This window comes from Bacteroides sp. 1001136B_160425_E2, assembly GCF_015559655.1.
Lineage (GTDB): Bacteria > Bacteroidota > Bacteroidia > Bacteroidales > Bacteroidaceae > Bacteroides > Bacteroides luhongzhouii.
The window spans coordinates 155,968-173,915 of record NZ_JADMQH010000007.1 but is presented as its reverse complement, the minus strand read 5'-3'; the positions used below and the strand labels follow the sequence as shown (position 1 = coordinate 173,915).

Sequence of the window (17,948 nt, the reverse complement as noted above, 5' to 3'; positions counted from 1 at the left end):
TCCCACTCACATTCCTCCATCTATCCGGATTATTTGACCGTCAATAAAGCGAGATGAATCAGACGATAAAAAAACAACTAATTCTGCTATTTCATCTGGCGTTCCCAAACGCCCCAAGCTACTCTGTTCAACCATCTTATTTACAGCTTTATTGTCTAACTGTTTAACGAGTTCTGTATTAATCAACCCAGGTGCCACAGCATTAACTCGAATTCCGCTCGTTGCTAATTCTTTAGATAACATCTTAGTCAAATAAACCATGGCTGCTTTACTTGATCCATATGCTGTAAATCCTTCCATTCCATCAATACCTGCAATTGACGCCATATTAATAATTACTCCACAGCCTCTTTTCCTCATCCACTTCACCACATACTGTGTTATTTGAACTTGGGAAAAGAAATTTATTTCAAAAACTTCCCGGAGTTTTGCCATTGAAGTCATCGAAAATAAACCGCCAAAAGCCACTCCTGCATTATTTATCAGAATATCTATCTGTATTTTCTTCTGAAAAATCTCCCGCATAGCAGAAGTAATACTCTCCGGATTAGCTAAATCAACAAATACAATTTCTATGTTAATATCATAGTTCTCACAAAGAGTATTCAAATATGCTGAAAACTCATTGGAAGCAGTTCGGACACAAGCTACTATATTAACTCCTTGTGAAGCAAACTTAGTTAGAATATCTTTTCCAATACCACGATTACAACCAGTAATCAGAGCTGTTTTCCCACGTAAATCACTATAATTCGACGCCATACTTTCCTGTCAAAATCTCAATTCCCTTCTCATAAGACGATAAATCAATAATATCATCGGTCTCCATCATAATATCGAATGCGTCTTCTAAGTTAGCAACTAAAGTCATATGACCTACTGAATCCCACAACTCTACCGATTGATAGCTCAACCCGTGCAATTTATCCTCTGTAATCTCCAAAGTTGAGATAAACACCTGATTATACTTCTCCAAATTTGTCATTTCCTATTATATAATTAGTTTCAATTTCCAGAATTATGCTTTACAAATACATTGTAGATCTTATTTGGTAAAAAGCCTAATTGCGTATGCAATTTAACGATTGGCAAATTGTTAGATGAAACATAAGTCGAAATATATCTTCCACCTCTTTTCATTACATCTTCTATAGGCTTAGCCAATACAGAAAAGCCCAATCCTACTTTCTCCTCATTACCAAGATACAATCCTGCAAGAAAAGGATAATAAGTCTTTTCATCTAATTGCTTTTGAGTAAAAAAGCCAATAGCATGTTCTTTATAAGCTATTTCAAATAATTCTGCTCCTCGCTCCATTTCATCCTTTATCCAACACTTATATCGATGAGCCGCTCTCACTTTCGTAAAATTAGGATCAAGATAGATACGATCAGTATTAAAAAGACCTTTATCTAATTCAGCCTCAAATCTATCCAGTTCCTCTTGTGCTGACAGTCTGCGGTAATGAATCTGCGAATTAAACCGTTGTTCTAAAGCAGAAAGTCGGTAATTGCGAACATCTAAAAACATGTTGATATTTGCTTCTATAAAAACATAACCTAGTTTCGCCAATAAAAAATGAGCTTCAACATTAGGAGCATCAACCTTTATAACCAAATATTGAACAGAAGACAAGCGAGACAACTCCTCCTGTACATATAACAGAGAATCATCTTTCTCAATTGTCACCTCACAACAAGTAACTCCTAAATTTCGTTCTTCCCAAGATGCATGTATTATCTTCATTTCTCAAGATTTATAGTTTCATCAATAATAAATAGTTGCCTATTCTTAACCTCATCAAATATTTTTCCAATATATAGCCCCACAATACCCAATACAAAAATAGTCATTCCACCAACAAACCAAATCGAAAAGATTGTTGTTGTATAGCCATGTACCAAATTTATACCTGTAAAATAAGCAATGACATTATATAAAGCTAAAAGTACAGAAATAAAGGAAATAATAAACCCAAACTGAACAGCTAACAACAATGGCTTAGTACTATTAGAAACTAAAACATCCACTGTTAACTTTATTAATTTAGACAAAGTATAACTACTACTGCCTTCATACCGTTCTGAATGAGCAACATCAATAGTTGTAGCTTTAAACCCTAAATAAGCAATCAAAGAAGGAAAAGAACGAGCTTTTTCAGTCATCTTATTGTATTCTTGGATAACTTTCTTCTTATAAATTCCAAAATTCGCAATTGTTCGATCACTCTTACTACCACTCAAATATGAATAAGCTCGATGAAAAGCCCGGGAACTCATTTTCTTCCAGAAACCATCCTGCCGCTCCACCCTTCGGGCATAAACAATATCCCAACCTTCTAAAGTTTTCGCATATAAATTAGGGATCTCATCGGGACGATCCTGCAAATCACAGTCCATCACTACAATCCACTCACCTGATGCACAACTTAGCCCAGCTGTTATCGCATAATGTTGCCCAAAATTACGGCTCAGATTTATACCTTTTACTCGCGAATCTCTACTGCAAATCTCACGTATCTTCATCCACGAATGATCAGGCGAAGCATCATTCACCAATACAATTTCGAAATCGGACGTTAAAGGTTCTACATTCTTAATAATTTGTCGAACCAGTTCATCTACGATATTCTCAGCTCTATAAATTGGAGATACTATGCTTATTTTCATATCGTTTTCTTTTTAATAATAATAATCTCAGATAATTCATCCTCAGCTACGACTTCCAGAACTGTATCTATCTGATAATTCTTCTTTATACAGTATTGTATATTATGTATTTGGGGTTCACTACCTTTAGCCATAAAGATCAAGATGGGCTTTTCCACAAAATCAAGGTGCGAATCCATCCGTCTATGATTCAAAGGTATTTCCGTCATCCAACCATTGCCTATCATCCTAGCATTCAGCGACTTAAAACCCGATGTAATACTAAATGGCTTTAGCCCCTCCAAAGTAACACTATTACCGAAAGGAGTAAAATCACAATTAATAGAACTTTTGATCAAATCCAACTGTTTAATAACTAATCGGCTTTGCTCTTTTTTAACAGCATACATATCAACTGTCTGTTTTACAATCGTGTGCAAAGTTAATAAATAAAGCACAGATAAAACTACAATCCTCCAACACTTCTTCTGATAATTGACAATCATCAAGATCATAATTAACATTAATGGAGTAATAGCAGAAAGAAAAACACGCTCTTTAACCGTTGCATTAAGAGATACCCATGAAAGTAACATAAAAAATGATAATCCTGAAAAAAGTAAGCCCCATCGATAGGTTACCTTCCGTTCAAATATCAATAATAATATTAATAACAAAATACAAATGATTGTATCCACATAAAAACATATCCATGTTTTTACATTCTGAAATTTATCTGAAAGAGGCTTAATATCCAATGACTCCTTTACTTGGGTAATCACATGCAAATCCAAAATTGCCGGATCTGCAATAAAATAAGCTAAATTCTGTAAATCATTAATATCCGCAATAGAATAAGTAGGATTACCATTAAGCAATCTTGCAAAATTAGGGTTATCATTCAATGCTCCACGAATCCGATTGTAATCTACATAATACCGCCATTCGGGATTATGTTTATATACTTGAGTATCTATACCCCGTGCTAGTATAGGAAGAACAAGAATAGCAAATAAAATTAGTCCCGTATTCAAAAATTGCCGTTTACTCCGTATTCGTCCACTCAGTGGAAACATCATCACTGGAGCATAAACTCCAAAACAAAGCATCGCAGCTTCAAAGCGAATCAAGCTACCAATTAAAAAAAGGAATAGTCCTAAAATTTTAACCTTCTTTCCTCGCTCAAAATACAAAGACAATCCAGCACAGGCAACTATAGCGGCCGTCGTTGTAAATTGAAATCCTACAATAAACCGAGCTTGTAATACAAGTAATAGTAGCAACAACAATAACTGACCAAAAGCCGTAGTAATCCGCTTACTATACACCCATAATATTATAGAAAAACTTATAATATGGAGTAGACAAAACAAAATGGTATACCATTCTAATCCAGGCAAAATAAAATATAATCCTTTCAGCAGAAAACCATAAATTACATTAATAAAGACCAAATGAAAATCTGGCGTACCAGAATATGCCCCAGAAGAAATCATTAACATCACCACATCATCATTCGTCTCAAAGCGAATTGATAAAGACCAAGACATAAACAGAAAAATAGCCACCCAAGCTCCCAACGCCAGAGGATATGTAAATGTTACTCCTTTCTTCGACATAAAAAGAGTAACCAAACGAATAAGTCTATCCATTCTATAATTTCACAGTAACAATAATACCAATCATGATTATAAGCAACCCCAGTAGCTTTCCGATTGTGAAAGTCTCTCCAAGCACAAAAATCCCAACAATAAAAACCAGTGCAGGAGAAAGAGACATAAATGGATAAGCATAAGTTAGCTCAAACTTGGTCATCGCTAACATCCAAAAGACAGAAGCAACAAATGCACTCACAAATCCCGAGAATATCAATGGATCAAATAAAAATTTCATATAAGAAACAATCATCTGTCCTATTCCTCCAGTCGTGTTTAAAGACCAATTCAAATCTGAAATTCGCCATTTCAGAATAATCTGACCGTATACGGTAAATAGAATGGTAAAAAAAACATATAAATATCCCATAGCTAAGTTTTGATTAGGTACGCAAAGGTACGACTAAGTATAGAAAAAGACAAATAAAATTGTTTTTTTTAAGAATACACAAATTACTTATTTACAAGATATCCCTGAGCAAGACTAATATAGAATCTGCAAAAAAGAGCCCCGTTACCAATAATTCATGAAAATAAAAATACTTCAAACAAATAATTATAAAATAAATCTTTATATATTTGCCAATAATATAAATCAAAAAACAAATAGAATGAGAATTGGTATATTGTATATTTGTACTGGCAAATATGATATTTTTTGGAAAGACTTTTACCTAAGTGCAGAACGCTACTTCCTACAAAACCAATCTTTCATTCTTGAGTATTATGTATTCACAGATAGTCCTAAACTATACGATGAAGACAATAACAAACATATCCACCGAATAAAACAAAAAAATTTAGGATGGCCTGATAATACATTAAAACGTTTTCACATATTTCTCCAAATAAAACAGCAATTACTACAAGAAACCGACTTTCTGTTTTTTTGTAATGCAAACCTACTTTTCAAACAAAATATTGGACCAGAAATTATTCCCCTCAAAACAGAGAATCAACTTGTAGGAACAATACATCCAGGCTTCTACAATTCACCTAATTCAGAATTTACATACGAACGCCGATACAACTCAAAAGCATATATTCCCAAAGGAGAAGGAATACACTATTATGCTGGCGGTTTTTCCGGAGGATACACAGAGAGATACTTACAACTTTGCGAAACTATAAAGTCATGGGTTGATATAGACAATTCTAAGAAAATTGTGGCAATATGGCATGACGAATCACATATCAACAAATATTTCCTCGAAAACCCGCCATTCACTTTATCCCCTGCTTATTTATATCCGGAAGGATGGTCTATTCCATTCAAAGAAATCATAATGATTAGAGATAAAAGCAAAGAAGAATATGGAGGTCATACCCTTTTACGAAAAAAAGAGCCATGGAACAACAAACTCTTGTACGCTCTCAAAAGATTCTTTCGCCTTTCTGAATAACAAAACAATGTTTTTTGATTAAAACAAGTTAAACATGAAAGCGTATCTCTTTGATTTTCATCAATACATTATAAAAAAATAGGATTCATAAGTAACTCCTTCCAACAATATTCTATTTCATCATCACAAAGCACAACTACTTTTGCAGAATTATCTGCCAACAATGCCCCATATTTTCCCAAAGTACCTTTACTTGTTATTTGATGTTTACAATGTGCTATTAAGAATAAATCCATATATCCTTTATCTGATCCATTTAGATTGACTACCTGGCCTTCATCCACAAGCGACAGTTGAGGAAGCAAGACTTTACTAACCCAATCAGGTTCATCCGAAAAGAAATAAAAATAAGCATCAGGAAATCTCATTCTGAACATATCCACCGCCGTTTGAAAATACTTCAATGACGCAGGCTTCCCATAATCAAAAACCTCTACTTTCAAATCTCCTCTACGAACATGGACCGCAACAGAATTGGCCTTTTCATCAATAGCTTGACAAAATTCCTTATTAGGATCATCCAAAACCTCTAAAGACATTTTAAATATAGAATGAAACATTTCCAGCCACAAATTAGCAGGTAAATGATAATAACCACCCAAATAAACAGGAGGTTGTTTCTGTAGAAAACTAAAATCATCTACACGCTTACCTGTATTATTTCCAACATTATAATACCTTTTCCTATATACATCGACTGCCAAAGCCGAAGCTTCTTTAAATTCAAGATAAGGGAAAGCCCTCAATAAATCAAAGTTACGTACAAACTGATTATTCAAATCACTACCCCATTTTTTATAAAAAGCCAAATCATAGCGCACAGCAAATGCCTGTTGAGCATAATACTGCCCCAATAAATATTGATGCATCTGAGAACAGATTCCTCCATCCAATTGTACGATAACTTTAGGTGAAATCAGAAGTTTTCTCTTCAATAAAGAGTTATAATATTTACATTTCAGTTTTTGAAAAGACATCTTTATAGTTTATTTTTTCTACAATACTGTTTCAACTTCATATACCCCAATAAAGGAGAAAATTTATAATAAGATATGATTTTCAGCTCTTGCTTGGACATTTCATTACGAAGTTCCGGAAATAAATTCAAGCTACCAATTATACGTTTCATATCCTCATTCACATATTCCAGTCTCCGCCATGAAATACTCAAAAAGGTTTTCTGTAAATGCATAACAGCCATTTCCTTCTCCAAAAGTCCATATACCCCTTTTGATTTTAAGAAATTTTCTATCCAATTCTGAAAAGCTCTATATTCTTCATATCTAGCTTTATGAACTTGCAATGACATAGCCGTAGAATATCGATTATAATTAAGAATAGGTTCCGCTAGTGACACTACTTTTTTAGCACACAATGCAAGCTGAGTTATGAGTATAGCATCTTCCCCAAAAGAAATTTCAGGAACTGTCTGAATTATATTTTCTTGAAACAAAGAACTTCTCTGAAAATTTGACCAGACACTCCAATATGCTCGGGAATGAAGTATCTCAAGATAATATTCAAAACCTGACAATGCTTCAAATTTCAGATCAACAGACTTTTGAGCTGGTCTATCTTGAAAACAAAAATTGAATGGAGCCGCAACAATATCAGCATCCGTTTCTTCTGCCCGACGAACTAGTCTTTCAATAGCAGTTTCTAACAAAGTATCATCACTATCTAAATGCTGTATATATTTACCATGTGCATGCTCTATTCCTGTTTTTCTAGCCAATGGCAAACCTCCATTGGCTTTATTTATACAAAAGAAACGATTATCTAGCTGCTCATATTTTCTGATTATGGACAGGCTATTGTCTGTGCTACCATCGTTCACGACAATCACCTCTAAAATCTTATAAGTCTGTTTTATAACACTCATAAAACAAGCATCCAAATAAGCCTCGCTATTATATACAGGAATAATTATAGAAACCAAAGGCAATGAGTCATTCATATCCACAAATATTTAATCACACAATCGTTCAAACAAGGCATACCATTTCTCACCTATTTTATCTGGAGAGTAGTTGTGAGCTTTCATTATTACATTCTTCTGAATTTCCCGGCATTTCTGAGGATTCCGCAGTAATGCTAAAAGTTCCTTGGCATATCTTTTTTTACTAAAAGGGGGAATCAAAATACCATTCACTCCTGTTGGCTCCAAGATTTCACGAACTCCCGCCGTACAATTAAAAGCTACAGGAATCACCCCATTAGCTTGAGCCTCTGTTAGCACTAAAGGCCACCCTTCATAATTCGAAGTCAAACAAAGAACCAAAGAATCATCATAAAAGCGACGAACATCAGCATGATAGCCTGCAAAGACAACACGTTCTAAATGCAATTTAGCTACTAAAGTCTCCAGATGAGTCCTTTCATCTCCATCCCCAACTAGTACTAGTTCCCAATCCGGCATTTTCCTATATATTTTATGCCAGATATGAATTAAACGATCAGCCCTTTTATCATCATAAGACATTCGCCCAACAAAAAGCAACTGTTTCTTCTTATCCAAATTTACCTGGGGAATTTCCTTCTCTGAATTAGAAATTACATATATTTTATCTCCAGATTTTGTCATTCCTATCTTTTTAAGCAAATCCTTTTTATAACTCTCACACAATACAGTATAAGCATCAACCAGTTCATAAATTTTAATATGTCTCACACGAATCGGAGGATCATATTTTTTTAGCCACATAGTTTTAGGGTATGTCAACATCCACCACTCCAGAGTCTTAAAGAAATCACCTCTAGCTCTAGCTTTCTTTATATAAAAAGAATACAATACCTCCCAAAAAGGTACACTATGAAGGGCAAATACCAATTTACAACAAGTCTGTCGTTTCACCGCCTCTAACAATGGGATAAAAGAACAAACAGGCAATACAAATATATCTATATCAAAAGAGTGAATCACATCAACCACATATTGTATTCCGGAAGCCTCTGTAACGGATACCTTATCTGGCAATTTCAGCACAGTTAATTGGGAATAATTGCCTTCATTGATATTAGAAGCAAGCACATACACTTCATATCCCCGATTCGAGATATAATTAGCAATATCTATTGTTACTCTTTCTGCTCCACCAGCAGGAAAGTTTTCATGATAAAACAAAACTTTCCTTACATTCATATCCTATTCCTTTTAAATTTATTATAATGTATCAATCGATAAACAGGCCACAAATAAATTATTTTCCACAACTTCTTATAACAACGAGACTCTAATTCTCCTTTTTTCAACAAAGGAAACAATTCCTTCATTCTATGCCTCATATCATTTATTGGCTCCCGAAAATCTCCAGGTTCTACACGTAGCATAATATCTTTAAAAATGGAAAAGCAGATACGCAACATCATCGTTTGTACTTCACAGAGTTCTTTATCCTTAAACAAACCTTGCCTATTCACAAATTCCACCCTACTAAATTCTGATAGAAAATAGTGATAATAATTAATCGGAGTAATAGTATGACAGATACTATCCAAACGTTCAATATAGTGATAAAAAGATTTATCCACCCACACAATATTAGTACACGTTAGTACCCATTCGTGCATAACGAGACGATCTTCATATAACCTGCCTACAGGAAACTCACGTGCATCAAAAAAGGATTTTTTAAACAACTTGGTACAAACAGAGCAGCTTATTTTTTCCCACATCATATCTCTTATAAAATCCTCACGAGAGCACAATTCAACAGAACCTGAATTACGAAAAGGAAAAACACTTTCTTTATAATCAAAATCAAGAACATAATTACAATACGAAAAGTCAGCCTGATATAATTCAATAGCATCCAACATTTCCTGATACATAGTAGGCTCTATATAGTCATCACTGTCAATAAAACCCACATAAGGAGCAGAGGCTACCTTAAGGCCTTCATTACGTGCAATTGACAAACCAGCTTCTGAAAGATGCAAAACTTTTACACGTTTATCTGATCTGGCATACTCATCGCAAATATCGGCAGACTGATCTGTTGACAAGTTCTCAACTAATATTATCTCAATTGATTTTAAGGTCTGATTGCATATAGAATCTACACATTTACGCAGGTAATCTGCTGTATTATGTACCGGAACAATAACACTTATTAAATAATTATCCTCCATGCAAAATTTACATATTAATGCGAATCAGCAGTTGATAATCATCTACCTTTTCGCTTGTTAAAATGTTATTATTCAGTTAATTATCTCATTAATTAATTTTCTAACCTCCTTGAAAATCAGTATATTAGAAGAATAAAACCATTCATTGTTCTAATTATGATTCCCAAGGAGAAAGAATTAAAACTTATAAAAATATATATGTATATCTGCGATGTTTACGAGTCTTCACTCAAGTTCTACTGCCAGAGATTCAGTAATAACAATCATCCAATCTTTACCGATCAGGAACTGCTTACTGTATATCTGTTCTGTGGAGCTTATCAGCAATACTTTAAAATCAAAGACATACATACCTTTACCAAAGAATACCTACTTTCATGGTTCCCTGACTTGCCTTCTTACCAAACATTCAATCATAGATTGAATTTGATGCCGGAAGCAATCAGCGAACTCGTCAGGCAGTTAATCCATTCATTCAAACCTCAAGATTGTGACAGTATGAAATCATTAGTTGACTCGATGCCTATCATTACTTGCGCAGGAAAGAACAAAGTAGGAAAGGTAGCCACTGAGATTACTTCCAAAGGATATTGTTCGACAAAGAACATATATTATTTCGGACTAAAACTCCATGCAGTGGCTTTCCGTAGAAAAGGAACTATACCTTTTCCTGAAATGCTCATACTTTCCGCGGCTGATGAAAATGACTCCACTGTATTCAAAAGAGAATGTGTGGGAAATCTGAACAATAGAGAAATATATGCCGATAAAATATATTCGGATATACCATTCTATAAAGAGACAAAAGAATCCAAAAAACTCGAACTATTTACTCCTGTAAAAGCTATCAAAGGAGAATCACCTGAAATAACAAAAAGGGAGAAAGCGGCAAGAGACTTGTTTTCAACGGCAGTCTCAAAAGTCAGACAACCCATTGAAGCATTATTCAACTGGTTGAATGAAAAAACAAATATTCAAAGAGCGATGAAAGTCAGATCTACATCTGGACTTCTGGTACATACGATGGGAAAAATTGCCATCGCATTAATTACTCTAATTTTTAACTAAGGAATCAAATACTGATCCGCATTATTAATAGATGCAACAAAGATAGCCATAAAATCAGTTTCAACTAAATTTTCATCGTTTTTTATAGAAAAATCCACTTTTACATACTATTTATCATTACTTTTGTCTCTATATAAGCTATAAGTATCACAATAAGCTTGATTTCACACATTAAAATTCATCAGAAATGACCAATATTTTATTTGATATTATTTCAATTCAAGGAAGCATTAATGGAGGTGCAGAATTCACTTTTAGAGTTCTGGAGGAGCTAATAGCACTGAAAAATATCCGAATAATTGGTTTATATGATTCAAATATTGAATTTATTGAAAAGGATCTTGACTTTTATCATCAAAAATTATCCAATGTCATAGACATAAACCAGTCCGAAAGCATTAGCCATATCATAGAACAAGAACAAATAGATACATTTTTCATTGGCATAGCACAACGTTACTTCGAGTACAATCTTGAAAATATATTTTGTAAAATAGTTATTGTTATCCACGACATTGGAGATATTGAGACTTATGATAACAAAATATCTATGTTATGGAAAAAGGAAAAACGTTTTCAGCTAAAATTATTCCCCCAAAAGGTAAAGAAAACCCCTTATGATAACTATCAGAAATTAATATTATTTTGTGAACAGCCTAATGTAAATATAATAACAGTATCAGATTACTCTCAAAGTAGTATTTTATATTATTTTCCCCAATTATCATCTAAGAAAATAGACATACTATATCCACCAATGAGAAAAATTATCATTGAAGAATCTATAGAGAATGACACATTAAGAAATTTTTTACTCACTGGCAGATCTTATTTTTTGCTTTTAAACATACATAGAAAAGACAAAAATGCTCAAATGGTACTAGAAGTATTCAAACGTTTTGCCACTGAATACGATAGCAGTCTTGTAACCACCGGAGGAGGTGAAAAGCTGTTCCCCAAACACATAAATCTCCCATTACTATCGCCTTCAGATTTAGGTCATGCTTATAAAAATGCTTACGCCCTCATCTTTCCTTCTCTTCAAGAAGGATTTGGTTACCCACCACTAGAAGCTATGGGATATGGAGTTCCCGTAATCTCATCAAATGTATGTTCTATGCCCATTATTTTATCCAACAGCGCTCTGATGTTCTCCCCATTTTATAAAAACGATCTTTTCATGAAACTTAAAATGTTCAGAAAAGACTACCTCTTTTATAAAGAACAAGCAAATATCAGATATGGAGTTATCACCGAAAAGCAACAAAGTGATTTCAATACATTAATAAAGAAAATCATTGGTTAATAGCCCCATCTTTTGAAAATTCAGTCGCTTTTCGAGTTTCTTCCAAATAGCGAAATCCCCATTTCAAATCAGGCTCCAAGTGATTTCCCTCCGCCCATTCATTCCAAGCATTGATAAAAACAAAATTTTCATCTTTACTAAATGGAACAAATTTACCTACCACTGTTCGCAACCATTCACCATATTTTTCCGGAGTACTTTTATCCATTATAAACATCTTTTGCTTTCGACGAGAAGTATTATCCCACATTGGAGTAACCCCCGGATACATTTTATAGCCAGGAAAAGGAATTTTACAGATATAATCTACATATTCCGAGTAATCAATCTTTTTCTTCTTACATGTATTAAAAAGGTGACGATTTATATTATAAGCAAACTTCCGTAATGGATTTCTTTTTTTTTGAAATTCATTCATTTGATGAGTAAAAGGTTGAAACTCTACGGCAGCATCAAAACCATCCTGAAGGTATTCTTCTCCATAACAATCCATAGTTTCGACGCGGCATAGATACAACTCCACTCCTTTACTAGAAGCTTCTTCTCTCCAGACTCGAATGGTCTCTTTCATATTCGGGAAAAGCATGGAACGATAAATTAAAAATACAGGTTTACCGTCTACTCTTATATATCGAGAATCACTAAATACATTATCTAACAGATAACGGATATGCGCACGATCATCCTCTTCTGAGTAATTTTGAGCAATCAAAATATGACGACTTCCACCATCCCATGCCCTTGTCCAATTTTCATTAGCCCAACAAAGCATGAATGGAAAATCAGGTTTACCGGAAGATAGTATTTCTTTTAATGGCCTTTCCATTAATTGACGACCATTAAACCAATAATGATAATAACAAAAACCATTAACTCCATATGATCTAGCCATATCAGCTTGCTGCTCACGAACTTCTGGAATACGCAAATCATAGAAACCTAAATCTGCGGGTAAATGCGGTTGATAATGACCACGATAAAGAGGCCTAGCTTTGACCACATTTCTCCATTCTGTAAATCCCTTGCCCCACCATTCATCATTTTCTGGAAATGGATGATATTGCGGCAAATAAAATGCTATAATTCTTTTGTCAACCATATCTTTCTTTATTACACTTCACAATTCATTACAACCTATCTCTATCTCTTGTAGGTTGCCATGGATTCAAAAAACTCATGTATTTATTAAACCGTTCCCATCTATATGCCCACACACTTGTTCCAAAACATCCTTTCAGCTTTTCAAACAACAACAATCTCATTTTCGGATCAACTTTTGCACGCTTTATATTTTTATAAAGCATTCCATGCCGCATCAAACGCTTATAACACTCTATTGGATAAGAAAATGATTCAACATAATGTACAACTTGAATATCTTCAAGAATCGCATTACCTGAAGCGTTACCCTCAACAGTTGTACTTGTTGAATGCAATCGAAACAGGTTTAACTTTTCATATAACTCAACAACACTCCCTTGCCTCGCCATCTCTATCCAAAAAAGCCAATCACCACTATAGCGCATTGAAAAGCAAGACAAATCCTTTATCTGTTCAAAACTTTGTTTACGAAAAACAACGCCACTAGCATTATAAATATAATTACGCCAATAAAGATTATGTTTTATATAATCTTCACCATTAAAGACACCCATATTGCAAGGGCGACGCAATTGTTTTGAAGTCCAACGGTCAAAATCTGTAGATAGTTGATTCCCGTTCTCGTCTATACAGTGTGAACCTAAAAAACAGAAAGAAGCATGAGGATATTGATTTAAAACAGAAACAGCTTTCTCCAAAAAAGAAGCATCAGCTGCATCATCACTCTCGGCAATCCATATATATTTTCCACGAGACAAACTTATTCCTTTTTGCCATTGAGCAAAAGGACTCCCTGTATTGACTGAATTAATCTCCAAATGAGCAACACGAGAATTTGTTTTATAATGGTTTAAAATAGACACACTATCATCGGTTGAAGCATCATCCAATAATATAATCTCATAATCCGTATATGTTTGTGCCAATACCGACTCAATACGTTGTTGTAAAAAACGAGCATAATTATAATTAGGGATGATTACGCTAACTTCCACCGGGTGATTTTCCATTACAAATACACTATTTATCTTAGTTATTATAACAAACTGATAGCAAAGATACAGATATTATTCTTAAAAAAGACGCTAACCCTCTAATGTTTAGCAAAAAAGCCTTTAACGCTTGTCACAACCAAATAAAATGTATACATTTGTAGAATTTTAATGCAAGCCCCTTAACTATTTAACTAACTTAATAATAATTATATGAATAAACCCATGGCGAGCAACATAAGTACATCGCTAATTATATCCACCTATAATAGAAGCGACGCATTAGAATTATGCGTTAAAAGCGTGCTACGTCAATCTCTCCTTCCTGATGAAATTATCATTGCAGATGATGGTTCCAAAGAAGACACAAGAGAACTAATTCATCAATTGGCAGCTTCCTCCGAAGTTCCCATTATTCATGTTTGGCATGAGGATTTAGGCTTCAGACTGGCCTCCATCCGCAACAAAGCTATTGCGAAAGCATCTAAAGAATATATTATACAAATTGACGGAGATATCGTCTTACACAAAGATTTCGTCAAAGATCATGTACGTTTTGCCCAAAAAGGTAGCTTTGTAACCGGTAGCCGTGTATTAATACGGGAAGGCTTAACAAGAAAAATGTTAGCAGAAAAAAACTGCATCATTTCCATTCACGACAAAGGTACTAAAAACACAATCAACGGAGTACATTTACCTTGGTTGAGTCCGCTACTTCAACATTATCGTCAATGGGATGTTTCTTACTCGAGAGGATGCAATATGGCTTTTTGGAAAGAGGATTTGTTAAAGGTCAATGGGTACAATGAAGCTATAACCGGATGGGGAAGCGAAGATCATGAATTAGTATGCCGCCTCATCAATAACGGTGTACGCAAGCGTACCATCAAATTTGCGGGAATTGTGTTCCATCTTCATCATGAACTACACGGAACAGATAATCTATACAACAACCGCAGTATTTTGAACGAAACAAAAGTCAGGAAACTAACCTGGTGCGATAAAGGAATCATACAAAACTAATATGGAAAAGAATTTGAACTTTTTAGATCGAAACGAATTTAACTACAGCCCATCAAAAGAAGTGGTAGAGGCTTTAAAAAGCTTCGATATAAATAAACTTTGTTTTTATACCCGCATTTATGATGAAGGAAAGAAAAGTATATTATCCGTTTTCTTATCCGAGCTATATGATATAGATGAAACTCAAGTATTGTTAGGATACGGTGGAGAAGATATTCTGAAGCAAGCTGTTCATTACTTCCTGACTCAAGAAGATGGAAACAAAACGATGTTGATTCCCAAGTTCTCATGGTGGTATTATAAATCAATTGCAGATGAGGTGAATGGTCATACTCTGCAATATCCTCTTTACGAAGACGGCAACACCTTTAAATATGACTTTGAGACACTGAAAGATATGATTCAGAAAGAGAATCCGAAGATTCTTTTACTGGCTTCTCCCAATAACCCTACCGGTAACGGTTTAACTCCGGAAGAACTGGATGAACTGCTCGCAGAGGTACCCAGCCAAACAGTGGTACTGATAGACGAGGCATACGCTTCTTTTGTTTCAACTGATACGAGTTATATCAAACGCCTAGTCAACAAATATCCGAATTTGATTATTTCCCGTACTTTATCCAAGTTTTATGGATTACCAGGCCTACGTATGGGATTCGGATTTATGAGTAAAGAACTGGAAAAATTCAGTAAATACAGTAATAAGTATTTGGGATACAACCGAATATCCGAAGATATTGCTATTGCAGCTCTTAAATCGGATACACACTACCGGAACATTGCAAAACTAATGAACGAAGACCGAAAGCGTTACGAGACAGAAATCGGTGTATTGCCCGGGTTCAAAGTATATGAATCAGTGGCCAATTTTATCTTAATCAAATACCCGATAGAGTTAAAAGAGGCTTTGCAAAAGGCTTTTGCAGAACAGAGCTATAAAGTGAAGTTTATGAATGAACCGGATATCAACACTCATTTGCGTATCACATTGGGACGCCCAGAGCAGAACCGGATCGTTATAGATACAATTAAAGAAATCGCATCCAAATGAAAGCAGTAATATTAGCCGCAGGAATAGCCTCACGCTTACGCCCGCTGACCGATACAACGCCCAAATGCCTCCTCAAGATAGGAGAACGATGTCTACTGGAAAGGGCTTTTGATGCTCTGATACAAAATGGATTCGACGAATTCATTATCGTCACGGGGTATCGCCAGCAACAAATCGTTGATTTTCTGCAGACACGTTATCCAGTCCAAAATATTACTTTCATCTATAATGACAGATATGAATCAACCAACAATATCTATTCATTATGGCTTACCCGACCGTATACAGACGGGGAAGAAATATTGTTATTAGACAGCGACATTGTTTTTGATCCTCAAATTGTAGAGAAACTGCTTCACTCGGACAAGGCCGACATATTGGCACTGAACCGGCATGAGCTCGGAGCGGAAGAAATAAAAGTCATCGTAGACGATGCACAAAAGGTTGTTGAAATCAGCAAAGTTTGTTCTATATCCGATGCTATCGGAGAGTCTATCGGCATCGAAAAGATGTCAGCAGAATACACCAAAGCTCTATTCCGTGAACTGGAAATTATGATTACTACCGAAGGACTGGACAATATATTCTACGAACGGGCTTTTGAACGACTGATTCCGCAAGGATATAGTTTTTACGTCATGGACACCACCGAGTTCTTCTCGGCCGAACTGGATACTGTAGAGGACTTTCAACAAGCACAAAAGCTGATTCCAGCCAGTCTTTATTAATCAAAATTCAGATAAAAATGGCAAATTACGATATCCGCCCTCTACAGCTTCGCATATTAAAGAATTTATTAGCTGTTGACAAAGTTTGCAAAGAACATAATCTGCGATATTACATCATGGCAGGCACCATGCTGGGAGCCGTCCGCCACAAAGGATTTATCCCCTGGGATGATGATCTGGATATCGGTATGCCAAGAGCCGATTATGATTTATTAATGGCTAATGCCAAAGAATGGTTGCCGAAACCATACGAAGCTGTATGTGCTGAAAACGACAAGGAATATCCTCTTCCATTCGCAAAAGTACAGGATGCTGACACAACTCTAATTGAGCGTATGCATCTTAAATATTTGGGAGGTGTATATATTGATATATTTCCACTTGACGGGGTTCCGGAAAGCCGCATGGCGCAAAGAATGCATTTTGCAAAATACGAATTCTACAAACGTGTACTTTATCTGATTCATCGCGATCCATACAAGCATGGAAAAGGCCCCAGTTCATGGATACCGCTATTATGCAGAAAGCTTTTTACCCTTACCGGAGCACAGGAAAGTATCAGGAAAGTAATGAAAAAGTATGATTTCGACCAATCCACATTGGTCTGTGATTATGATGACGGTATGAAAGGAATCATGTCTAAAGATATTCTGGGTACCCCTACTCCAATCTTATTTGAAAATGAAGAAGTATGGGGAGTACAGAAATACGATGTCTATCTGTCACAGAAATACGGAGATTACATGACCATACCTAAACAAAGTGGACAAAGACAGCACAATTTCCATTATTTAGACCTGAATAAACCTTATCGGGAATTTGAAGTCTAACTATAATCACAT

19 protein-coding genes are annotated in these 17,948 nt (G+C 35.1%); 7 read left to right on the top strand and 12 right to left on the bottom strand.

Annotated features, from left to right (window positions below; translation table 11 throughout):
* Positions 1 to 6: 6 nt before the first annotated feature.
* Genes I2I04_RS08915 through I2I04_RS08890 form a run of 6 tightly spaced genes read right to left on the bottom strand, consistent with a single transcriptional unit; the run spans position 7 to position 4,673 of the window.
* Positions 7 to 762, bottom strand: a complete 756-nt coding sequence (locus I2I04_RS08915) for an SDR family NAD(P)-dependent oxidoreductase (RefSeq protein WP_118195469.1) — start codon at positions 760 to 762, stop codon at positions 7 to 9.
* Positions 746 to 985 (bottom strand): acyl carrier protein, encoded by a 240-nt coding sequence (locus I2I04_RS08910; RefSeq protein WP_195654836.1) that lies wholly within the window; start codon positions 983 to 985, stop codon positions 746 to 748. Before I2I04_RS08910 ends, I2I04_RS08915 begins: the two co-directional genes overlap by 17 nt.
* Positions 986 to 1,005: 20 nt before the next feature.
* Positions 1,006 to 1,746, bottom strand: a complete 741-nt coding sequence (locus I2I04_RS08905) for a GNAT family N-acetyltransferase (protein WP_195654835.1) — start codon at positions 1,744 to 1,746, stop codon at positions 1,006 to 1,008.
* Positions 1,743 to 2,669, bottom strand: coding sequence for a glycosyltransferase family 2 protein (locus I2I04_RS08900; protein ID WP_195654834.1), 927 nt, complete (start codon positions 2,667 to 2,669; stop codon positions 1,743 to 1,745). Before I2I04_RS08900 ends, I2I04_RS08905 begins: the two co-directional genes overlap by 4 nt.
* On the bottom strand, positions 2,666 to 4,300 hold the full coding sequence (locus I2I04_RS08895) for a hypothetical protein (protein WP_195654833.1): 1,635 nt from the start codon (positions 4,298 to 4,300) through the stop codon (positions 2,666 to 2,668). The genes I2I04_RS08900 and I2I04_RS08895 overlap by 4 nt, the downstream gene beginning before the upstream one ends.
* Before the next feature lies 1 nt (position 4,301).
* Positions 4,302 to 4,673 (bottom strand): EamA family transporter, encoded by a 372-nt coding sequence (locus I2I04_RS08890; RefSeq protein ID WP_143256776.1) that lies wholly within the window; start codon positions 4,671 to 4,673, stop codon positions 4,302 to 4,304.
* 157 nt (positions 4,674 to 4,830) lie between these two features.
* Between I2I04_RS08890 and I2I04_RS08885 the strand changes: the two genes are divergently transcribed.
* Positions 4,831 to 5,706 carry a family 6 glucosyltransferase gene (locus tag I2I04_RS08885; RefSeq protein WP_223225800.1) on the top strand — a complete coding sequence of 292 codons (876 nt, stop codon included), beginning with the start codon at positions 4,831 to 4,833 and terminating at the stop codon, positions 5,704 to 5,706.
* Positions 5,707 to 5,774: 68 nt separating this feature from the next.
* On the opposite strand, the gene I2I04_RS08880 is transcribed toward I2I04_RS08885, so the two are convergent.
* From I2I04_RS08880 to I2I04_RS08865, 4 genes are read right to left on the bottom strand one after another with little or no spacing between them, the layout of a single operon-like run.
* Complete coding sequence (locus I2I04_RS08880; protein WP_143256775.1) at positions 5,775 to 6,683, bottom strand: alpha-1,2-fucosyltransferase; 909 nt, start codon at positions 6,681 to 6,683, stop codon at positions 5,775 to 5,777.
* Between the two features lie 2 nt (positions 6,684 to 6,685).
* The gene (locus I2I04_RS08875) at positions 6,686 to 7,663 is read right to left on the bottom strand and encodes a glycosyltransferase family 2 protein (RefSeq protein WP_143256774.1); all 978 of its coding nucleotides are present in this window, start codon (positions 7,661 to 7,663) and stop codon (positions 6,686 to 6,688) included.
* Between the two features lie 12 nt (positions 7,664 to 7,675).
* A complete protein-coding gene (locus I2I04_RS08870) occupies positions 7,676 to 8,848 on the bottom strand; it encodes a glycosyltransferase (RefSeq protein WP_195654832.1) in 1,173 nt (390 codons plus the stop codon).
* Positions 8,845 to 9,837, bottom strand: a complete 993-nt coding sequence (locus I2I04_RS08865; RefSeq protein ID WP_143256772.1) for a glycosyltransferase family 2 protein — start codon at positions 9,835 to 9,837, stop codon at positions 8,845 to 8,847. The genes I2I04_RS08870 and I2I04_RS08865 overlap by 4 nt, the downstream gene beginning before the upstream one ends.
* Positions 9,838 to 10,035: 198 nt before the next feature.
* On the opposite strand from I2I04_RS08865, the gene I2I04_RS08860 reads away from it, so the two are divergent.
* Together I2I04_RS08860 and I2I04_RS08855 are read left to right on the top strand one after the other, a co-directional pair.
* On the top strand, positions 10,036 to 10,905 hold the full coding sequence (locus I2I04_RS08860) for a transposase (RefSeq protein ID WP_143257076.1): 870 nt from the start codon (positions 10,036 to 10,038) through the stop codon (positions 10,903 to 10,905).
* Positions 10,906 to 11,092: 187 nt separating this feature from the next.
* Positions 11,093 to 12,211 carry a glycosyltransferase gene (locus I2I04_RS08855; RefSeq protein ID WP_143256771.1) on the top strand — a complete coding sequence of 373 codons (1,119 nt, stop codon included), beginning with the start codon at positions 11,093 to 11,095 and terminating at the stop codon, positions 12,209 to 12,211.
* Here the strand turns inward: I2I04_RS08855 and I2I04_RS08850 are convergent.
* Both I2I04_RS08850 and I2I04_RS08845 read right to left on the bottom strand, forming a co-directional pair.
* The gene (locus I2I04_RS08850) at positions 12,201 to 13,310 is read right to left on the bottom strand and encodes a glycoside hydrolase family 99-like domain-containing protein (protein WP_195654831.1); all 1,110 of its coding nucleotides are present in this window, start codon (positions 13,308 to 13,310) and stop codon (positions 12,201 to 12,203) included. The two genes, I2I04_RS08855 and I2I04_RS08850, sit on opposite strands and share 11 nt — an antisense overlap.
* Positions 13,311 to 13,338: 28 nt before the next feature.
* Positions 13,339 to 14,322, bottom strand: a complete 984-nt coding sequence (locus I2I04_RS08845) for a glycosyltransferase family 2 protein (RefSeq protein ID WP_195654830.1) — start codon at positions 14,320 to 14,322, stop codon at positions 13,339 to 13,341.
* 195 nt (positions 14,323 to 14,517) lie between these two features.
* Here I2I04_RS08845 and I2I04_RS08840 point away from each other — a divergent pair, with 195 nt between their 5' ends.
* Genes I2I04_RS08840 through I2I04_RS08825 form a run of 4 tightly spaced genes read left to right on the top strand, consistent with a single transcriptional unit; the run spans position 14,518 to position 17,936 of the window.
* Positions 14,518 to 15,327 (top strand): glycosyltransferase family 2 protein, encoded by an 810-nt coding sequence (locus tag I2I04_RS08840; protein WP_195654829.1) that lies wholly within the window; start codon positions 14,518 to 14,520, stop codon positions 15,325 to 15,327.
* Position 15,328: 1 nt separating this feature from the next.
* Positions 15,329 to 16,378 (top strand): pyridoxal phosphate-dependent aminotransferase, encoded by a 1,050-nt coding sequence (locus I2I04_RS08835; protein ID WP_143256767.1) that lies wholly within the window; start codon positions 15,329 to 15,331, stop codon positions 16,376 to 16,378.
* Positions 16,375 to 17,106 carry an NTP transferase domain-containing protein gene (locus tag I2I04_RS08830; RefSeq protein ID WP_143256766.1) on the top strand — a complete coding sequence of 244 codons (732 nt, stop codon included), beginning with the start codon at positions 16,375 to 16,377 and terminating at the stop codon, positions 17,104 to 17,106. Before I2I04_RS08835 ends, I2I04_RS08830 begins: the two co-directional genes overlap by 4 nt.
* A 17-nt stretch (positions 17,107 to 17,123) precedes the next feature.
* A complete protein-coding gene (locus I2I04_RS08825; RefSeq protein ID WP_009039123.1) occupies positions 17,124 to 17,936 on the top strand; it encodes a phosphorylcholine transferase LicD in 813 nt (270 codons plus the stop codon).
* Positions 17,937 to 17,948: the final 12 nt, after the last annotated feature.

What these genes read in the sequence shown, in the direction of transcription:
- I2I04_RS08915 (WP_118195469.1), bottom strand. Translation starts at nt 762, where the DNA reads ATGGCGTCGAATTATAGTGATTTACGTGGGAAAACAGCTCTGATTACT.
- I2I04_RS08910 (WP_195654836.1), bottom strand. Translation starts at nt 985, where the DNA reads ATGACAAATTTGGAGAAGTATAATCAGGTGTTTATCTCAACTTTGGAG.
- I2I04_RS08905 (WP_195654835.1), bottom strand. Translation starts at nt 1,746, where the DNA reads ATGAAGATAATACATGCATCTTGGGAAGAACGAAATTTAGGAGTTACT.
- I2I04_RS08900 (WP_195654834.1), bottom strand. Translation starts at nt 2,669, where the DNA reads ATGAAAATAAGCATAGTATCTCCAATTTATAGAGCTGAGAATATCGTA.
- I2I04_RS08895 (WP_195654833.1), bottom strand. Translation starts at nt 4,300, where the DNA reads ATGGATAGACTTATTCGTTTGGTTACTCTTTTTATGTCGAAGAAAGGA.
- I2I04_RS08890 (WP_143256776.1), bottom strand. Translation starts at nt 4,673, where the DNA reads ATGGGATATTTATATGTTTTTTTTACCATTCTATTTACCGTATACGGT.
- I2I04_RS08885 (WP_223225800.1), top strand. Translation starts at nt 4,831, where the DNA reads ATGAAAATAAAAATACTTCAAACAAATAATTATAAAATAAATCTTTAT.
- I2I04_RS08880 (WP_143256775.1), bottom strand. Translation starts at nt 6,683, where the DNA reads ATGTCTTTTCAAAAACTGAAATGTAAATATTATAACTCTTTATTGAAG.
- I2I04_RS08875 (WP_143256774.1), bottom strand. Translation starts at nt 7,663, where the DNA reads ATGAATGACTCATTGCCTTTGGTTTCTATAATTATTCCTGTATATAAT.
- I2I04_RS08870 (WP_195654832.1), bottom strand. Translation starts at nt 8,848, where the DNA reads ATGAATGTAAGGAAAGTTTTGTTTTATCATGAAAACTTTCCTGCTGGT.
- I2I04_RS08865 (WP_143256772.1), bottom strand. Translation starts at nt 9,837, where the DNA reads ATGGAGGATAATTATTTAATAAGTGTTATTGTTCCGGTACATAATACA.
- I2I04_RS08860 (WP_143257076.1), top strand. Translation starts at nt 10,036, where the DNA reads ATGTATATCTGCGATGTTTACGAGTCTTCACTCAAGTTCTACTGCCAG.
- I2I04_RS08855 (WP_143256771.1), top strand. Translation starts at nt 11,093, where the DNA reads ATGACCAATATTTTATTTGATATTATTTCAATTCAAGGAAGCATTAAT.
- I2I04_RS08850 (WP_195654831.1), bottom strand. Translation starts at nt 13,310, where the DNA reads ATGGTTGACAAAAGAATTATAGCATTTTATTTGCCGCAATATCATCCA.
- I2I04_RS08845 (WP_195654830.1), bottom strand. Translation starts at nt 14,322, where the DNA reads ATGGAAAATCACCCGGTGGAAGTTAGCGTAATCATCCCTAATTATAAT.
- I2I04_RS08840 (WP_195654829.1), top strand. Translation starts at nt 14,518, where the DNA reads ATGAATAAACCCATGGCGAGCAACATAAGTACATCGCTAATTATATCC.
- I2I04_RS08835 (WP_143256767.1), top strand. Translation starts at nt 15,329, where the DNA reads ATGGAAAAGAATTTGAACTTTTTAGATCGAAACGAATTTAACTACAGC.
- I2I04_RS08830 (WP_143256766.1), top strand. Translation starts at nt 16,375, where the DNA reads ATGAAAGCAGTAATATTAGCCGCAGGAATAGCCTCACGCTTACGCCCG.
- I2I04_RS08825 (WP_009039123.1), top strand. Translation starts at nt 17,124, where the DNA reads ATGGCAAATTACGATATCCGCCCTCTACAGCTTCGCATATTAAAGAAT.